This is a genomic window from Paenibacillus lentus, from assembly GCF_042714055.1.
In the GTDB taxonomy this organism is placed as follows: Bacteria; Bacillota; Bacilli; order Paenibacillales; family Paenibacillaceae; genus Fontibacillus; species Fontibacillus lentus_A.
Genome location: NZ_JBHGVC010000011.1, coordinates 1 through 19,054 on the forward strand (window position 1 = coordinate 1; position 19,054 = coordinate 19,054).

General features: G+C 43.3%; 13 protein-coding genes and 2 pseudogenes. 4 read left to right on the forward strand and 11 right to left on the reverse strand.

Annotation, left to right across the window (positions count from 1 at the left end):
• Nucleotides 1–295: 295 nt before the first annotated feature.
• From ACE3MQ_RS20895 to ACE3MQ_RS27420, 8 genes and pseudogenes are all read right to left on the reverse strand, one after another.
• Complete coding sequence (locus ACE3MQ_RS20895; protein ID WP_379396301.1) at nucleotides 296–820, reverse strand: hypothetical protein; 525 nt, start codon at nucleotides 818–820, stop codon at nucleotides 296–298.
• A 33-nt stretch (nucleotides 821–853) separates the two neighbouring features.
• A pseudogene (locus ACE3MQ_RS20900) lies at nucleotides 854–1,054 on the reverse strand (MerR family transcriptional regulator); the annotation flags it as partial.
• Between the two features lie 18 nt (nucleotides 1,055–1,072).
• Nucleotides 1,073–2,071, reverse strand: a complete 999-nt coding sequence (locus ACE3MQ_RS20905; RefSeq protein WP_379396303.1) for an alpha/beta fold hydrolase — start codon at nucleotides 2,069–2,071, stop codon at nucleotides 1,073–1,075.
• A 325-nt stretch (nucleotides 2,072–2,396) separates the two neighbouring features.
• Entirely contained in the window at nucleotides 2,397–3,194 is a 798-nt protein-coding gene (locus ACE3MQ_RS20910; RefSeq protein ID WP_379396305.1) for a sensor domain-containing protein, read from the reverse strand.
• 306 nt (nucleotides 3,195–3,500) lie between these two features.
• Nucleotides 3,501–6,698, reverse strand: coding sequence for an S-layer homology domain-containing protein (locus ACE3MQ_RS20915; RefSeq protein ID WP_379396307.1), 3,198 nt, complete (start codon nucleotides 6,696–6,698; stop codon nucleotides 3,501–3,503).
• Between the two features lie 427 nt (nucleotides 6,699–7,125).
• Nucleotides 7,126–8,760 carry a formate--tetrahydrofolate ligase gene (locus tag ACE3MQ_RS20920; protein ID WP_379396309.1) on the reverse strand — a complete coding sequence of 545 codons (1,635 nt, stop codon included), beginning with the start codon at nucleotides 8,758–8,760 and terminating at the stop codon, nucleotides 7,126–7,128.
• Between the two features lie 409 nt (nucleotides 8,761–9,169).
• The gene (locus ACE3MQ_RS20925) at nucleotides 9,170–9,760 is read right to left on the reverse strand and encodes an ankyrin repeat domain-containing protein (protein WP_379396572.1); all 591 of its coding nucleotides are present in this window, start codon (nucleotides 9,758–9,760) and stop codon (nucleotides 9,170–9,172) included.
• 293 nt (nucleotides 9,761–10,053) lie between these two features.
• Nucleotides 10,054–10,137: pseudogene (locus ACE3MQ_RS27420) on the reverse strand (SF0329 family protein); the annotation flags it as partial.
• A 192-nt stretch (nucleotides 10,138–10,329) separates the two neighbouring features.
• On the opposite strand from ACE3MQ_RS27420, the gene ACE3MQ_RS20930 reads away from it, so the two are divergent.
• Nucleotides 10,330–10,905, forward strand: coding sequence for an SdpI family protein (locus tag ACE3MQ_RS20930; RefSeq protein WP_379396574.1), 576 nt, complete (start codon nucleotides 10,330–10,332; stop codon nucleotides 10,903–10,905).
• Between the two features lie 139 nt (nucleotides 10,906–11,044).
• Here ACE3MQ_RS20930 and ACE3MQ_RS20935 read toward each other — a convergent pair whose 3' ends face one another.
• Together ACE3MQ_RS20935 and ACE3MQ_RS20940 are read right to left on the reverse strand one after the other, a co-directional pair.
• Nucleotides 11,045–12,307, reverse strand: a complete 1,263-nt coding sequence (locus tag ACE3MQ_RS20935; RefSeq protein WP_379396311.1) for a sugar efflux transporter — start codon at nucleotides 12,305–12,307, stop codon at nucleotides 11,045–11,047.
• A 438-nt stretch (nucleotides 12,308–12,745) separates the two neighbouring features.
• Nucleotides 12,746–13,255: a hypothetical protein gene (locus tag ACE3MQ_RS20940; RefSeq protein WP_379396313.1), complete on the reverse strand. Its 510-nt coding sequence runs from the start codon at nucleotides 13,253–13,255 to the stop codon at nucleotides 12,746–12,748.
• Nucleotides 13,256–13,529: 274 nt separating this feature from the next.
• Between ACE3MQ_RS20940 and ACE3MQ_RS20945 the strand changes: the two genes are divergently transcribed.
• Nucleotides 13,530–15,104, forward strand: a complete 1,575-nt coding sequence (locus ACE3MQ_RS20945; RefSeq protein WP_379396315.1) for an alpha/beta fold hydrolase — start codon at nucleotides 13,530–13,532, stop codon at nucleotides 15,102–15,104.
• A 124-nt stretch (nucleotides 15,105–15,228) separates the two neighbouring features.
• Here the strand turns inward: ACE3MQ_RS20945 and ACE3MQ_RS20950 are convergent, their stop codons facing one another.
• On the reverse strand, nucleotides 15,229–16,317 hold the full coding sequence (locus ACE3MQ_RS20950; RefSeq protein WP_379396317.1) for a LacI family DNA-binding transcriptional regulator: 1,089 nt from the start codon (nucleotides 16,315–16,317) through the stop codon (nucleotides 15,229–15,231).
• 409 nt (nucleotides 16,318–16,726) lie between these two features.
• Between ACE3MQ_RS20950 and ACE3MQ_RS20955 the strand changes: the two genes are divergently transcribed.
• Nucleotides 16,727–18,043 carry an ABC transporter substrate-binding protein gene (locus ACE3MQ_RS20955; RefSeq protein ID WP_379396319.1) on the forward strand — a complete coding sequence of 439 codons (1,317 nt, stop codon included), beginning with the start codon at nucleotides 16,727–16,729 and terminating at the stop codon, nucleotides 18,041–18,043.
• A 277-nt stretch (nucleotides 18,044–18,320) separates the two neighbouring features.
• Nucleotides 18,321–19,001: a carbohydrate ABC transporter permease gene (locus tag ACE3MQ_RS20960; protein ID WP_379396322.1), complete on the forward strand. Its 681-nt coding sequence runs from the start codon at nucleotides 18,321–18,323 to the stop codon at nucleotides 18,999–19,001.
• The last annotated feature ends 53 nt before the right edge of the window (nucleotides 19,002–19,054 follow it).

Sequence of the window (19,054 nt, forward strand, 5' to 3'; positions counted from 1 at the left end):
GAATGAAGCATTTCGTAAGTTGGCGGATATGGTGCCAGATTCAAATGAATAAAGAAGGTGCGAGATAAATGAGCATACATGAATCACCCGGAGGAAAATCGAATTGTTCGTTTGCCTTCGGGTCTATCTTTACCCTTACAAACACATAAATAAACTCAAGTAGTCTACTTGAGTTTATTCAAATCGGTAAATGTGGCCCTTACTACTTTCTCACTAGCGACACACAGCTCTCCACATGAATTGAATGCGTAATATTACGCTAGAGTATCGGGAGATCGAATGATCTCTAACCTGGTTACTCATCTCTCGCAAAATCATAATGGCGAATGACTTTAGTCAGATAAGGTTCTCCTTTACTCATTAAATCCTGTTCTCCCCGGCTCCATTGACCTCGGTCACTATCCACTCTTAGCAGAGCCTCCATGGCTTGGACATTGCCAGACGTCACGTTAGTAACCATCCTTTCCCAATCCTTGTAAAGCTCTTCAACTAGCTCTGACTCTATAGGCACTTCGCTCGCCTGATAAGCTGCTGAATATAAAATCAGTCTTCGAAATTCATTGTAAAATTCAAAAACAGCCTCCTCTGTCTGGAACACTTCCTGAAAAACCACATAATCCTCTTCCGGAAAATCATATTCGCTCCAATGGTCAATAGCGTCCATTTCCAATACATTCATCAGGCCGGCTAACAGTTCCCAAGGTATTTCATATCCTGCCGCCCGCAGCTTTCGGGAAACTTCAATACCCTGCAGCTTCGCCTTAATCCCTTCCAACTGTCTGCGTAGCATTATACTTTGGGCATACAATTCTTTTTCCACAACGTTGTCTGAATCCGAATCACTCAGTTTATTTTTAATTTGCTCTAACGAAAGCCCCAAGCTTTTGTAGTAATTAATTCGGGTTAGTTTCCTCAGATGGATCTCAGTGAAGAACCGGTGCCCTTTGGCATTTTTAATAGCCGTTAAGATCCCTATATTATCGTAATATTGCAAAGTTCTTCTGGAAACTCCACTTATTACAGCCAGCTCTTTTACTGAATAAGTTTTCGTAATAGAACTCTACCTCCCTCTCTACGGCTCCAGTCCTGTCAAAAACATCTGAATACACTCCACCAGTTCCTTGGGATACTCCCCATTAATAGCATGAGAGGCCTGTTCAAACAGGACGGCTTCACTTTGCGGATGCGTCAAGTTTGCCTCGGCAGCGGCAATAGCTTTGTCAGGATTATGCATCGTTGATTTTCCTCCAAGAATAGCCAGCGTGGGAACAGTCAAAGATACCAGTTCCTCCTTACTTATCTTTTGCGGCATAGGCACCTTGCTTTTAAAAGTTCGCATCCCGGTTTCTATGAGCCTCGCTATAGGTTCATCATCGATATCGGCACCTCCGGAAATATAGCTTAACATTTGGTCCCTAGTGGATTTGGGAATGAACGGCACGGTAGCCGGAATCGAGGCTAAAACCATTTTTAAAGGAATCGTATCAAACACGTACACAGGTTCAACTAAAATAAGTGATTTCACCTGCGTAACCTCTTCCTGAACAAGTAAATTCGCAGCACTCCATCCTCCAAAGGACAACCCTAACAGGTGGATCTCTGCTTCATCTAATGAGGTTATTACTTCTTTTAACCATGTCGCCTGGTCCTGTATTGTCTGGATCCTGGCCTTTTCGACACTCAGCCCAGGCTCTCCAATCAAATCAATTGTGTATACAGGTCTCTCTTGCATCAGGTCTTGTAAATTAGCTTCCCACATTGGCGTAGAAGCGGACTTCCCGGGCAATAAAAGCAATGGGGCGCGTTCTGTCTCGGATGCCTGGAACTTATAAAGCTTGACTTGACCAAATGATGTGGTGATCAAAGCTTCTTCCGCAGGCTCGGGCAGGTAAGACATCGCTTCATTATAAGCTTCAATAAACTCCCGCTCTCCTTCCTTATCTTTAAAAGATGAGAGCGAGCCATCATCATAAAACAAGCTGAAGTAGCCCACTACACCAGCAATCAATATAAAAATTAAAAAATACCATCCTTTCGTTATCTTCCTTCTTTGCTTCTTCTCCGTTACCATCCTGATCCCTCCCTATTCGTTCTAAATCAGGATATACTATTACGTAACGTAATACGCAAATCCCCAAGAGGGGCGAAAACTCAATCGATGATATTAGAAAAAAATAGCTCCATGCACAAGGCATAGGAGCTACTTCCGTTTTATTCACTATATCACTTTCTCGGAGGAATGAATTGAGGCTTCAGGTTGCTCTTCATTACCTTTCCTGGTTTTACAACTTCACCTTAACGAATTTCCTGTTCCGCCCATTCCCTCAGTGATATTTGCTTGCCTTCATAGTTTTTCGCTGACGTCCTTAACCTAACCATATCAATAAAGAGAGCTATTAAAGCTCTCTATAGGCTGGCTGCATGAACTCCGGAGTGGATTGATCCACCGGGGGTTCATAATATGGCGACTGAACTGACGCTTGGGTTTGATCGTGCAATGGCATTGTCGGCTGTGCTTTTTGATAGGGCTCATCTACAAACATGATTCTGCGCTGAATTTGCATGAGACCATTCACGACGCGAAGCGCGATCCAAAAAAGTACAACTCCCACGCCTACATAAAGCAAATATTGCTGATTATAGGTCCAATCGATATGGAAATAACTGAACAAACTATGTTCCAAAATATCCAGCTGAATTTCATTCATCAAAATGATATGCACGACTGGAAGGGCAATAAATCCAAGTCCTAGTGAAATCACAGTTACCATAATAACAAAGAATACAATGCCTGTTACAAATCTCATGATTACGAGCAGCAGATTTCGAATAAATAGTCCACCGTCAAAACCTCTCACCATTCGCATAAACCAGTTCTGCCCAGCATTAGACTGTTGATTATAGTTATACGAAGCAGGAGCAGTCGGTAAACCTAAAATTTGTCTAATCATGCTTTGTTCAAATTTCACAATCCCATCCAACAGCTTAGCTACTCCAAAAAACAAGGGTATCCCGATAAAGATCGGAGTTAAAGCGATTGAAAGAGCGAGCCCCGTTATCGCTACTGTAAAATAAATGATCCCTAGTGGGAGAGATAGCAATAAATAGAGGATTGTTGCATAGGTTTTTGGGTTAAAAAGCACCCAATTCACTTTACCTGTCGGCGTTTTGGCATTCACTTCGGTTGCCTTCATATCAAACACTTCCTTTGGATTCATAAGTTCACGTTCTAAATTATGAATCCTATTATAACCGCCTTATTCGCCTGTCATAACCGTCTTAGGGAGTGTCTGAACCTAGTCTTTAGGCTAGGATCTGTATCCGCTCATTAGAAGTTTCGTTATGTTAATTATGGAGCCAAGGGGGATCGAACCTCTGACCTCATCGCTGCCAGCGATGCGCTCTCCCACAAAGGTTAGTTTCACTGTCCATTAAGGTTGGATTTCGATAAGCAAAACGCGAAGGTCCCTTTAGAGGTACCTTCGCGTGAGTATTATGCTCTATGGATTGACTTCCAACATTCTAAGCAGCATCACCGCTGCTTCCGCCCGCGTTGCCGTGTCGTCCGGAACGAAACGGTTCCCGCCGCGGCCATTAACGATGCTAAGCTCACGAATCGCTTCGATCGAGCCCTTCGCCCATTGCGGAATGGCTTCGTCATCTGAAAATCCGGTTGACACATTAGTGTCAAGCTGCAGCTTGAGTGCTCTGGCGATCATTGCTGCCATTTCAGCACGGGTGATGCTCGCATTTGGACGATATGTACCGTCGCTATAGCCTGTAACAATCCCTGCGGCTGCGGATTGTGCTACCGCTGTTTGTGCCCATGTGCCGATTTCTTGTACATCGCTAAAACGGAGCTCAGCACCCTCACCTTTTGGATTTATGGCATTCATTAGCATAAGCGTAAATTCCGAGCGAGTGACCCTGCTATCCGGCTTAAATGTGCCATCAGGATAGCCGCTGACGATGCCTTGTTCTACCGCTTGTCTAATCTGAGCTTCTGCCCAATGTCTACTAATATCGGTAAACGTTATTTCTTCCTTTGGCATCTCTGGCACTGATTCCTCATCAATTACCAATACGGCAAATATCGCAAAGTACTCCACATCTACGCTAATCGTATCGCCGTCCACTTGACCACCGATATTAACCCATTTTTTGTTCTTTTCATCGTAGTAGGAAATAACAGGGTATTGCCCTTTCTCTACTTTAGAAGGGTCATACTTGAACGTCAAGGTAACAGGCTTGTTAAAGCTGCCCGAAATATTGCTAAGTAGTTCAAAGACCGGACTTGCAAGAACTTCCCCATCGTTTTCCAAGTGGGCTGTATCGAGCAGTTCCTCTATCGTTATTATGAGATCTTGATCTGCTGCACCAACAGGGACAGATACAGTAATGATATCTCGCAGCTTCGTTACACCAGCACTACCCACTGGAATCCTGATCTTGCCATTGCTCGTTGAAACTAGTGTCCGCGGTGTCGTACCACTGCTAGAACCACTACCCGGAGGACTACCTGGGGTGCCGCCGTCACCGGGGGTACCACCATCGCCTGAGTTATCGCCATCTGAAGGAGGTACGGGATTTACCTCCGAATTCATGGTAACTGTAATCCCGTAAGTTCGAGTAATTCCGTTGGCGTAAACCTCTATCGGAATCGAGGTGACTCCTTCCTCCAAATAAACCGCTTGTGTCACCGAACCATAGCCTGACGCTACATTGTTGATTGTTATCAAGCTTGTCGCTTCGTCAGCTATTGCCTGAATATACACAGTGCTCGTCCCGGCATCGGTGATCTCATACGTATATTGTAAGTCGTCGTTTTCCAATATCGGGCTCATTGTAGCAGGTGTCAGGCCAATCAACACCCCACTGAGCTTAGGCTCAGCTAGCCTGATCTCAATTCTCTCGGTATGTTTAATTCCTAAATAAGGATCAGATGAGTCTCTTATTTTAAATTGCAAATAATTAATAATTGTATACTCGATGCCCCCTATATCATCGAAAAGCTGAAAGAAATTAATCTCATCTGGAAACGGGTAATGAGAGATAAAAGTATTAAATTGACTTCCTTCTTGCCTCATCTCAGTAAGAAAATCATCCAAATCCATAAAAGAGTTAACCCATTCATTTACCAATTGGAAAAGCAAAAAGTGAGGGAGAAGTGAAAAAATACAATCCTGATTTGCTGAACAATTGATAGGAGAATTAAAATTGAATTCAGTTAATTTCGGGAATTGTCCACTAAGATACTTTTGCCCATTAGCAAACAAGCTGTCAAAAGAATGAGCTATTATATTTAGAAATTCATCATTAAATGTCAGGAAGTGAAGATTGGCATTCCCTTCGTCCATCGCTTGCACAAAGAGAGTATATTCCTCTGTCCCCCATGTATCGTGAGAAATTTTATATAAGATATAATCTTTAACAAATCCCTCTACATCGCCATTAGCACTGCTTTCTTCAGCATAGGAAGGATCTAACAACCTGCCCTTATCTCCTTGTAAGGTGACTAAGACGTAGGTATCGCTAACTTCATCAAGAGGTGCTTTTAAGGAAAAAGAAAACTTTTGCAGAGCATTCGATTTGATAACGGAGGGGCTTGGTTGCACTTGAATCACTTCATCGTTGTCTTCTAAAAATATTGCTGAAACAAGAAAAGGTGTAACATTCCCAAGGTCTCCAATGTTCTCAATACTCTTATTTTCACTATCTACAATGAGATACATGAATGCTATGCTAGATTTTTCCGCCCATTCATCATCTACGGCTACAATTGAGAACTCTTGGTAATCAGAGCTGTTCTCGTTACTAAAGGTTAAGGTTAGACTGTCTGAATCACTTTCAGCAAATTTTAGCTGGTCTGGTGTCAGCTTGAGAGAATACTGATCGGTGGTGTAAATCTTTAAATCAAGGGTATGTTCTACCTGACTAGGCAGACATGCTAACTTAGGCTTTATTCTAAACTCAAGTTGATGCTGACCATCCTCACTAACCCGTAAATCATTGATATAAGTTAGATACCACTCGAGTAAGTTCAAGTTTTTCAAGCTATCCATAAACTCAACGTAAGACAAATATTGTTGTCCAATCTTAATTTGCAGATCATATTGATCATGCCAATCCAGAACTGGCAATACTTCTATAGAGAAGGGAACATCGGGTGGATCCCCCATACTACTTCTTCCGCTTGGTTGATAACTAATCATAATCACCTGATTACATTCGATAGTATATGCACCAAGTTCTATATGAATCGTCAAATACTCTTCCCACATGTCGATAGAGCTAATCTTATCTATCGTTATCCCATTACCAAGATCAACTTGAAATTCGTGATTATCACAATCTGCTTCGTAAGAGTTTGCTTGCCCACACCAAATATCAAAATCATGTCCCTCTGCCCATTCTATACCAATCTCTAAACGACTTCCCGAGACAGAATAGGTGCTCCTTTCAATATTGGAAAAATCAAATGAGCTTTGGGAGTTTAGTAAAGCAAACGGACTACTCTCATAGACATTTTCAGTAACAGTCACATTTGCATTCCTTGAACTACTTCTCAAATCATTTCCTCTACTCCCTTTTGCCTCCGTTAAAGGCACTGCCATACTTATCAAGATGGGGGTTAGCACAAGCGTCAAGGCTAATATACGTGCCAGCAAAGAGCTCCATTTCCCAGCTGCCCTATTCATCTTACAACTCCTTTCAAAAGTTTCGTTTGAAATCATGACCGCTGACCCATTCATTTAATGAAATCGTGCATACGAATCCTTCTTTTTGGACATATGTACATCATGCTAATTGGACTGCCGCTTCCTAGCTGGTCTTGCCATTGAATCGTTCACGGGAATAGTTTACTATAAGAGACGTAACAATTTGGTAACAGTTCAGTATTTTCACGTACTTGCTCAGTTGCCTGACCATGTGTTCGCCCATTTGTCGGTCTTGACGATGAGGTGCCTTTGCAACTTCATCGAAAAGTATACAAGTCGTTCAATCCGTATAGTCAGTCACTTTGGATAAGCCTAGATATAAAAAGAGAGGAAAGGCTTGCTGGGTCTGGGTCTTCCCCTTCACCACTCTTCCTTTCCCCTACTTATCATGGCAAAAAAGCCAAATTCAAAATAAACCTTCGATATGTCCTGTATCATCCAGTTTTATGCGATATGCCGCTGGTTCCGCAGGCAGCCCTGGCATGGTCACAACCTGGCCTGTCAGTACAACAACGAATCCTGCGCCGGCAGACCAGTGGACATCCTGCACTTCGATGGTAAAGTGCTCCGGCGCTCCAAGCATAGTAGGACGATCTGTAAATGAGTACGGTGTCTTAGCCATGCAGACAGGAATGTCTTTCACGCCAAGCCGCTCCAATTCCTCCAGTGCTCGCTTCGCAGCCGGACGGTATTTGACGCCGTCTCCGCGATAGACACGCTTAACGATCGTTTCGATTTTCTCAGTAAGCGACATATCATCAGGATAGAGCAACTGGAACGTATCCGCCGCCGATTCGTCAGCCAGTGCGGCCACTTCCTGTGCCAATTCACGGCAGCCTTCACCACCGCGCTCCCACGCGTCTGAGGTGATCGCCTTCACGCCAAGCTCTGAACAGAGAGTCGCAACCTGCGCCAGCTCGGCCTCTGTATCGGCCGCAAAGCGGTTTATAGCAACGATTACTGGCAGGCCGAAGGCACGCATATTCTCAATATGGCGCTGTAAGTTGACGAATCCGGATCGGATCGCCTCGGCATTCTCAGATAAGAGTTCCTGCTTCGGTACGCCGCCGTTGTATTTTAACGCACGCACGGTCGCGACAATGACTACAGCATCCGGCTGCAGGTTTCCCAGTCGGCACTTAATGTCAATGAATTTCTCCGCGCCCAGATCGGCCCCGAATCCCGCTTCTGTCACAACATAATCGGCCAGCTTGAGAGCATAACGGGTCGCCCGTATACTGCTGCATCCGTGAGCGATGTTGGCGAACGGCCCGCCGTGAACGAACACCGGGTCGCCTTCGAGCGTCTGCACCAGATTCGGATGGATCGCATCCTTCAGCAGGGTGCACATCGCGTCCACCGTCCGTAGCTCACCCGCCGTCACCGGTCGCTTATCCATGTCATACGCTACAACAATCCGGCTAAGCCGCGCTCGCAAATCGGGCATATTCTCCGCTAAACACAATACTGCCATCACTTCCGATGCGCTCGTAATAAGGAAGCCGTCTTCGCGAGCTGTGCCGTTGTTGTCACCGATTCCGATTACGATCTGACGCAGCGGCCGATCATTCATATCGAGCGCACGTTTCCACACAATGCGCGCCGGGTCAAGACGCAAAGCGTTGCCTTGGTGAATATGGTTATCAATGAGTGCCGTCAACAGATTGTGCGCTGATGTTATCGCATGGATGTCGCCCGTAAAGTGCAGATTAATATCCTCAGCCGGCACGATCTGGGCTCTGCCGCTTCCTGTAGCGCCACCCTTCATGCCCATGCACGGTCCGAGCGACGGCTCGCGCAGCGCGGCAACCGCCTTCCGTCCAATCCGATTTAATCCTTGCGTGAGCCCGATCGTTGTCAACGTCTTGCCTTCTCCTGCCGGCGTCGGATTCATGGCGGTAACGAGGATAAGCTTACCGTCAGGACGCTGCGAGACGGATTCCCATACATCCTCGGTTAGCTTCGCTTTCCATTTTCCGTAAAGCTCAAGCTGATCCGGCTCCAGGCTCAGTTGAGCTGCTACTTCTGTGATTGGTTTCATAATATGATGCCTCCATACCTATTCCACTTAATTGACTATTTTATTATTAGTTGAATCCATCTCCCTATAGAATATTATAGAAAACTCACCCCAAAAAGTTAACAATCTTGAGACGAATTTAGTACAGCCTCATTTGCCAACTAAATCTTCATTGGTGCTTATTTGGGTCTATCTTGTTGGATTTACCCCAAGCCTTTCTAGTGCACTCACAAAAATTTGTGAGTCCGGTTTCTTAATTCCTTTTTTCTTCAGAGATAAGAAGTTAGTGGTACTAAAAAAGGATATAGACGAAAAAATGCGCCTATATCCTTATGACTCTTACTATAAAGTCAAAATTGTCCGGATCTGATCCACTCTCCACGTGTCGTACAATACCTTAATCGCATTTTGCAACGTAAGCATTAAGGAGTTATGCCCCTGCTTCGATTAAAATGTCGGCAATTTCTTGGAATCCTTTTTGACGCGCATGCATTAAGGGAGTGACCCCATTTCCATCACCAATATTCACATCGGCTCCATGGTTAACTAACAGTTGTACGATTTTTTGATGCTTCTCTCCGCCGCTACCTAGAATGACCGCTTCCAACAATGCCGTCCAGTGCAATTTATTAATGTGGTTGACATCGATGTCTGAATGACTAAGCAGTTCTTGGACAACCTCAACATGTCCGCGTTCCGAAGCAGGAATCAGCGCGGTTCCTCCATACCGGTTCGTAAGTTGGGGATTGGCACCGGCATCAATCGCGAGTTTGACGATTTCAAGAAACCCTTCCGCTCCGGCATATAAGAGAACATTATTTAAGCTTTCGTCGCGAAGGTTAATGTCCGCACCCTCTTGAATAAGAGCCTTTACTGTTTCAGCCTTATTGTTATAAGTTGCTGCCATGACGGCCGTTCTTCCACGTCCATCCGTTGCATTGATGTCTGCTCCGTCTTGAAGCAGCTTCAGAACGTCTTCAACCTCTCCTTTTTCTGCCGAGGCAATCAATTGTTGATTCATCACTTCCACCTTCTTTTCGTCAGAATTTGATTCATTGGATAGAGGCTGCGAGGAACCGGATTTGATTTGACACCCGGCCAGCAGGAGAACCACGACAATCAGCAAGATACGAGACAACGTGCGGCCTCCTTTATCGTTCTTTATAAATATGCTACCATGAAGGAATCTAAATGAGAAATATATTAAAAGGTTCTAGGAAACCCGACTCTATCTATTTTATAGCCATATGCATTGCTGCGACGCCGCCACTATAGCTTTTTACATCTACTTTGGAAAATCCCGTTTCTAAACAAACTTGTTGCACGATATTCGACCCTTCCATATAACGCAGGACTGAGAAAGCTCTCCATTTGCTGCTTCAATTTACTCCAGGACATGTAATCCTCCTATAATCTACTAGAATTCGAATAATTCTTGATACAAAAACAGAGGATAGTCTTGATGGATCTGAGTTTTCCCCGTTCCCCATTCATTCCTTTCCCAATTTTATCACATCTTATTTCAATTTTTAGCACGAATCTATTGCGAATGTCATACGTGTAAGCACGCATTCGTATTTCATTCCATTTATTATTTCGGCATTCTACTACAATAAGCTCCCTGACCAAGTTGCCATTCACTTTGATCATGCTGGCAATCCTGATAACTATGAACCGAAGTTTCTAGCCGCATTTGGCATTCCTGCTCTGATGCTTGTCGTATATATATATTCATGGTTTCGAAATAAAACCGATCCGAAAAAGAGTTCTTTAGAAGCACTGCGATCACTATTTGGGTGGTTCATTCCTATCCTTTCTAACCTAGTACAGATATTTATGATCAATTATGCCATGGGCATCAATTTGAATCCAAGTCTCTTAGGCTCATTGATTCTTGGAATATTGTTCATAACAATCGGCAACTATCTTCCGAAATGTCGTCAGAACTATACCATTGGGATTAAGCTGCCTTGGACGCTGCATGACCCAGATAACTGGAATAAGACACATACGCTCGCCGGCTGGTTATGGATCGCCGGTGGCTTTATCTTCATTGTAAACTCATTTAGAGCTATTCCTTGGTTGAGCATCAGCGTAATAGCTCTAATGATTGCCATCCCGTTTTTATATTCCTACAACTTATACAAACGCAACCCTATTCGATAATGAAATAAGCAGCAGGGACGTACATAGTGCGTCCCCATTTCGTCCCATCATGATGCTTAGCATTTCCGCTATTGCGACACGCGCTGGTGAATAAAACAACGCAACCGATATTAGGTCGCGTTGTTTTGATAAATAAGAGTTATGCATTTATGGACGAACTCGATCCGAACTGGACTCGTTTGGCTCTTACTAATGCGAAGAGCAATATCATAGCGAGAAAGGCAAAGATCGCACACCATAGATAGACGTTACGATACCCGAACGTATCTGATAGTACACCGAATAGCAGGAAGCCGAGCATGGAGCCAATTTTCCCAGTATTGGAATAGAGAGTCATTGCAGTACCCGGCATATTCGGTATGAAGTCCTGGAAGTAGGTAATGGCAATACCACTTGTAATAGCAATGTATGCCGCGCTAAGTATTTGGATAGGGAAAATATGCCAGATATCAGTGGCGAAGAAGGTGGCGGTGAAATATGCAAAAGCAAGCAATGAGCCTAGACGAATCAGGTTGTCGCTCTTGACCCGCATCGCCAAAATTCCAAACCCAAGCATAAAAGGAACTTCGAAAACAGGCGGAATACTGAAAATGATACCAACATGCTTCTCTTCCCCGTTCAATACTTTCGTTACGAATTGGGCCATGTTCAAGGAGCTGATCGTAGTCGCTGTTGAAATCAGTGTAAAGGCGATTAAGTTAACAAAAATAAAAGGTTGAAAGATGACTTGCCGTAGAGGAATCGTTGCTTCTGTTGGTTTGGGTTTTGGCTTTGCCATTTCTTTCTTAGATGCCTTTTTGAGAGAAAGCAAAGTAATACCTACAACGATGATATAACAGGATGCCGCTACCAGGAACATCCCTTTGAAACCGAAATATAGCAGCACATACGCCGCAATGGCAGGGCCTACGGTCCAAGATAGGGCGAATAGGACGCGCAGTATGTTCATATACAGTGGAATCTCTTTGGCTGGTACCTTAGATTTCACTAATACCTCTCGTCCGTAAGCAAAAATTTGTGAAAATGTGGAGGTAGATATACCCAAAAAAATAGAAGAAATCGCAAGAAGCACATAATAGTTACGGGAATAGGCATAACCGATATATCCGATCGCTCCAGCGATAGCACAAAGAATAAGAATCAGCTTACGGTCAGATACTCGGTCAGACAACTTGCCGATATAGGTGCTGAAGCCGACACCACAGAGCGTGGAGATCATCATAAATATACCAAACTCCATATTAGTCATACCAACTTCATCAATCCCAAAGATAGAGCTGAAAGGCAATACAAATGAGTTCGCGATGCCAAGAAACACATTTAACAGCAAAATAATCGGAAAACCATCAATGGCCATTACGGATTGTGCTCGATTTCTAACTGCAACAAAAAAGTTATTCATGCCATTCCCACCCTTTTCATCTATGTATCTCGTATATTTGAATTAATAAACTTTACAATATTAAACAGATAATCACAAAGAATATTTTTCCAAAAGTGGGTGGTTATCGATTGTTCGCGGAATATTTGCAGAATCTTTCCTCTTCGCTATCAGTGAATCGACCCGCGGTGACTTGGATTAATATCGAATTCATGGACATTAGGATATATGACGCCTGTTCAGTATCGCCGCTGTTACGAAAGCAAAAAAGAGTCAAGAAATAATATCCTTGACCCTTTTCCGTCAATCTTTACACATTAATGCCCAAGATTTTCAACTGTTCATTGATCTTAGCCTCAAGATCAGCGATTTCTTGCTTGTCCTGCTCTAATAGCTTAATCACTTCATCAAGGTCAATGACTTGTTCTTCTTCAAACGTATCCACGTAGCGAGGAATATTTAAGTTAAACTCATTTCCTTTGATTTCTTCAGGACGACCATCGTGAACGCTCCTTTTGATGCTGCGCTTTCCACGATCTGCACCTTATCCGCTGTCGGGCTGGCAAAGTATACGTTTGCCCGATCCGTTATGATCTCGATAACGGCCTGATTGTTCTCCATGTTCTTGACCGTTTGACCGCTCCATTCGACAACGACATCAGACTTCGTGTTGACCCGAATCGTCACAATCGAATGCTGTCCTTCGGTCGCAAGCATGTTTTCCAGCTTTGACTGATCAAAAGTGACGATGGTGACGGTTTGTCCATTCCGCTCGGTTGCCGTTGCTCCTGCATTCACCGCCTTGCCATTGATAAGTACATCCACGCTCGTATTACCGGGCTGCGATGGGGCTACCGCTGGTGTGGGCGTGGGTGCAGGCGCTGGGCCGGATTGTATAATGGTTCCACTATCCCCCACTGCCACAAATGTGCCATTGCCGTAGGTCACACCATGAAGATAGCTACCCATGGGCAAAGGACTCCTAATATTCACTCGTCCAAATAACCGGCAGCGACATGAGCAGGGAGGAATCCTGCCAGAAGAACAAGTACCGCCGATAAAAAAAATATCGTCTCAGCAACCTTTTTTCACCGTACCTTTCTAGTAATGAAGTCACGCTCAGCATGTATTAATTGGACTGTTGCTTCCTATTCTGGTCTTGCAATTGAATAGTTCACGGAAATAACTTACTATAAACGATGTAACAGTTTCGTAACAGTTCATTTAGTGGAGGGCAGGATCTATGCCTTTTTTGACAATAAACCATCTTAAAACATATTACGAGATTCATCCTGCGAGAAATAAAGACGCCGAAACGATCGTCATGATCCATGGATTTGCTATGGACAGTTCTCTATGGCAACCCATGCTTACTCATTTGCAACATCGCTACCAGATTGTAATCTATGATTTGCGGGGACATGGGCAAAGTGAAATAGAAGACTCCGAGCTTGGCTGGGAGCTGATGGCAGAGGATCTTTGTGAGCTGATCCATCATCTTGAAATTGAAAAGTTTCATCTCGTAGCTCATGGGCTTGGAGCACATCTTGCTGTTCATTTTGCAAGAAAGCATCCATCTTATGTGAAATCTCTCATCCTGCTTTCCTTACCCTTTATACATATCAACAACTATCCTTATCAGCTTCTAATACAAGCTTTTCCACATATTAAGCAAGCAGTCAAAACTGGCAACACCGATGATCTAGCTCCTTTTCGAGATTTACTTCGTCTATACACCTCTTTAGAGGAAGAGTATCATGGATTGGTTCAGTATTTTCACGTACTTGCTCAGCTGCCTGACCATGTGTTCGCCCAATTGTCGGTCATGACGATGCATTCTCCTTTATTAAATGATCTGACCCAAATCTCTATCCCTACACTTACCATTGCAGGGGATCAAGATGCCATTACTTCCTATGAACTAGCCAATATGCTATCGTTTTCCCTGGAGCATTATACGCAACTGGTGATGCCAAATGCATCGTTTCTGTTCTTTTTAGAGCAACCTGAAATGACAGCAAAATGGATCGATTACTATATCCAATTTAAGCTAGACCCGAGGAAAGAAAATCAAAATGATGTTCACTCTAAATTTGAAATGGCCTATCGCAACTTTTTTGTACAACACAATAAATATGAAGCCGCACCCATACTAGAGGTTAACCTGATCAATCAGTTCGAGGTAAGTATTGATGGCTATTCGATAAGAGAAGGGCTCCATCAACGCCATGCAAAGCGTTTACTAGTCTATTTAATCTTTCATCCCATCACGACAAGAGAGCAAATATGCGATGCTTTGTTTCCCGGTGTCCCGATCACTAGAGCGTTAAATAACCTAAAGGTATATCTGAACCACCTCAACAACACTATACGAGTTCCATTCATTCCAATTCTCTGTTTGAGATTTCATCAGGGAAATGTGCAGCTTCAATATAAAGTAAAATGTGATTTTATAGACTTCCTCCTTGCGCTCCGCTTGGCCTACAATGAGAAAAACGAGGAAATCCGCTTCCTGTTGAGCGAATCTCTCCTTAGATCTGTTCATGCGCTGCTACCAGGAATGTATGACGATTGGATCATTCAATTACGAGAGTTGGCCGAGCAACAATTGATCGAACTCAATTACTGGATGGCAAAAAGATGTATGGAACGTAACGAAAATCTGCAAGCCGTTCATTATTGGACAAATGTTTTGAAGTATCAAGCAACTAACGGGGAAGCTTACGAGGAAATCATCAACCTATACTGTGCTATGAACTTACCAGATGAACAGAAACGCTGGGAAGAAAGAAAACAGGCAGTACTTGAGGAGCATTGAACAGATTGGAATTCAGAAGAACAAAATCGCTAACGCGATCTTTCAGTATGCGACTCTAGCCAAGGATAGTGCTTAATCCTTGGCTTCTTCTTTTTTCATTTTTAAAGTACCGTTACACTCTGGGCTATTTTCTTGCGAGCGACACACAGCACTCCACATGGCTCGTATGCAGGCAACAATCCCCAGAAGATTGACGAACAATTAACTCGAAGGGCAACACCATCTTAAAAGGTATTGGATAACAACCGTCAATGAAATCAATGACGGTCTTAGCTGCGACTAAGCCCATCTCATATTTCGGGATATGGATGGTTGAAAGCGGAGGTGAGGTATACTTGGATACCTCAATGTTATCCAATCCAATGAAGGCGATATCATCGGGTATGCGCAATCCCTGTTCAGAAACCGCACGCATAGCAGCAACAGCCATCATATCGCTAGCGCAGAACATGGCAGTTGGCAGGTCATTCCGATAATGAGTGAGCAGCTCACTCATCTTGTCATAGCTGAGATCTACATCCCACTCCGCATTTATGATCCATTCCGAATTTATTGGTAAATCCGCTTCTAATAATGCTGTCTTGTAACCTTGAAAGCGCATATCTTTATCCGCGCTGTCAACCAAATCAATTCCACCGATATAACCAATTTTCCGATAGCCTTGATCAATCAAGTGGCTAACAGCCGCTTGAGCAGCGATCACCCGATCGTAAACGATTACTGGGAGCGTCGGATCTGTTAGATCAATGCCCACACAGAAGGGAACCCTTTCTTTCAAAGTTTCAACTAGCGAAGGATTAACATTCTCGATTATGATTAATCCTTCGGGCGCGCCATCCTTGAACAACCGATTCTGCTGCCAATCTTCGATGACTTCGTCCTGTGTTTTTATAAACGCCAAAGAAGCTCCCATTTCCTTCAACTTGTCCTTGATCCCGGCTAACATAGGCGAAAAAAATGGATCATTGTGCTTGTTATTCGGAAAAGATAAAATGCAGCCAATCTGCTTATCTGAATGTAAGGACGCCACCATTTTTTGTTTAATTAACCGCCGTTGTGTATCGCTCGTTTTATAGTTAAGCTGCTTGACAGCCTCCCAAACTTTCGCTTTCGTCTCGGCACTGATATGTTTGCTAGTATCTTCATTAATTACCCGAGATACTGTCGATATTGACACCCCAACAATTTGGGCAATATCCTTCAAAGTTGGCATTGAATTCCCTCCGTTACCCAAGCATTTTCCTAGAAACGTGTAGTTTTATTCCTATTTTTCCTCATATATTGCCATACTAGCCCTATTATTACAAAGTGTCAACAAAATATGCCAAGCGAATAAAGAGTAACACCCAGCTATAATAGTGTAAAGAAACCACAAAATAGAAATCCATAATATTTTTATTGCACACCCAAACGTTTGGGCGTATTGACAGCGGTTTCATCATACATTAACATTGGATTCAATTAATTTTAAAGTAAATATTGTTTGTTTGGGTGAATTTGGGGTAATATTTTGGGCAACGATTTTTTGGAGGTGAGCTATGAACTTAAATTCTAGTGTTCAAAAAAGTTAATTTTTTCTTTGCTTCCATGAGTGAATATTAATAATACGGGGGGAACTGGCTATGAAAAAAATAATGAGTATGCTTCTAATTATACTTTTGCTTGCTGGATGTGCTTCATCTAATGGGAATAAAAGCGGCAGCAAAAGCGATGCCAAAAAAATTACCATTCGAACGGCCAGTATGTATGGTGGAACGGATCCTGGCTCACAAAATTATCAAAACATAATGAATAAATTTATGGCTGACTATCCAAACGTAACGATTGAAGATGAATCTGCTCCAATTGACGAGCAATGGAGAGCTTCCGTCATTAATGACTTTAACTCAGGCAATGAACCCGATGTTATTTATTTCGTGCATCATGCGGATGGTCAAGCCCTGGTGGATACGGGACAAGTTGTTTCAGTAGAGACGATCCGTGAAGTGTATCCTGATTATGCTGCAAATATTGGCGATAGCGCCATGAATGTTCTGCGCAAGAAGGATGGCCAGGTTTATTGTGTGCCGATGACCGGCTACTGGATGGGTAACTTTGTAAACACGGAACTCTTTGAAGAGTACGGATTAGATCTGCCTACAGATTGGGACAAGTTAGTTACCGCAATTCAAACGTTCAAAGAAAATGGGGTTACTCCTTTTGCGTTAGCGTTAGGTCATATCCCTCATTTCTTTATTGAACATATGTTCTTGTCTGCAGGAGGGGTAGAAGCCTTGCAGGAGCGCCCGAATTCAGCAGAAGAAGTTCCAGAAAGCTGGGTTAAAGCGATGGAGATTTTGAAGGAACTGTATGATATGGGCGCATTCCCTGCCGATACGAACTCGACTACCGAAGAAGCAGTCAAATTACTATTTGATGAAGGAAAAGCAGCTATGCTCGTTAGTGGAACTTGGCATCCGGGATCTATCCCAGTCGAAGATACTACCGGTCAATTAGTAACGCAGGATCAAGTCATGGTTATGCCTTTTCCAATGCATCCGGATGGTAAAGGAACTCCAGGAATCGTTGGCGGCTGGAACGGAGGATTCTATATCTCCAAAGCAGCTTGGGAAGACCCGGATAAACGAGATTACGTCGTAAAATTGGTGCAGGCTCACACATCTTCTGAGGCGATTTCTAATTATACAGGTAAAGATACAGGTGGTGTCTCGCCTGACAGCAGTGTACCTGTACCAGAAGTGTCGGATCGCCCGCTGGTAGATCGAGGATTTAAGTTCTGGGCTCAATATAGCGCGAATCATGCAGATCCGGCATGTGACCATATGATGTCAGATCCTAAGAACATCCTATACCAGGGCTTGACCAAAATTGTTACAGGGGATATCACCCCAGAAGAACTGCTTAAGCAAGTAGCCGAGAAGAAGCCATTTGATTATTAGGAGTAAAGAGCCGAAGCCGAATGGTGAGCTGTGCTCTTCTCAATTCCGAGAATGCTCAGAGAAAGATGGTGTCTAAACCTTGGGAACGATGATTTATCGTAAGAAATATTTAGCTATATTTTTTGTCGCGCCTGCATTTCTATTCTTACTGGTATTTGTATGCTATCCGTTCCTAATGAACATTTATAACAGTTTTTTTGAAATTAATGTATTAGGCGCACCAACCGGCAAGTGGAACCATTTTGAGAATTACAGGATGCTGTTTAAGGATCCCGACATGATAACATCCATTAAAAATACGTTTTTGCTCATGGCACTCGTTATCATTTTCCAGGGAGGTATTGCGCTCCTGCTCGCTTTGCTCGTGGATTATATCCGCAAAGGTGCCCAGTTGTATCGCGTTATTTTCTTTTTTCCAATGGTAATCTCTGCTGCCGCCCTAGGATTAATATTTAATTTGCTCTATCTGTATCCTGACGGTCCTCTGAATGTGATTATGACTTCATTAGGTTTCGATCCAGTCATATGGAAAGGTGAAGGAAATGCATTTGCAGCCATCGCTATTCCGACGATCTGGAGTAATGTTGGTTTCTACTTCGTCATTTATGTCATGGGGATCAATAATATCCCTACCGATGTCATGGAAGCCGCCCAGATTGACGGTGCAGTCGGTTTCAAAAAAACACGGTATCTAACTATTCCGCTTCTATATAATGTGTTGACTACTACCCTCATCTTGATGATTACAGGTGCGTTAAGAGTGTTTGATATGGCTTGGATATTGCTCCCGAACGGTCAGCCTGGAGGTTCAACTTATCTGACAGGTACCTACATGTATCAAATGACGTTCATAAACCGAAATGTCGATTATGGCGCGACTATTGCAGTATTTATCGTTATACTGGGAATTTTATTATCCCAGTTGACCAACAAAGTATTTAAGCCGAAAGACTACTAAATTCTTCTCTTTAAAATGGCTTTCTACGGGTTGAAAGGAAAGGGGTTAGATTG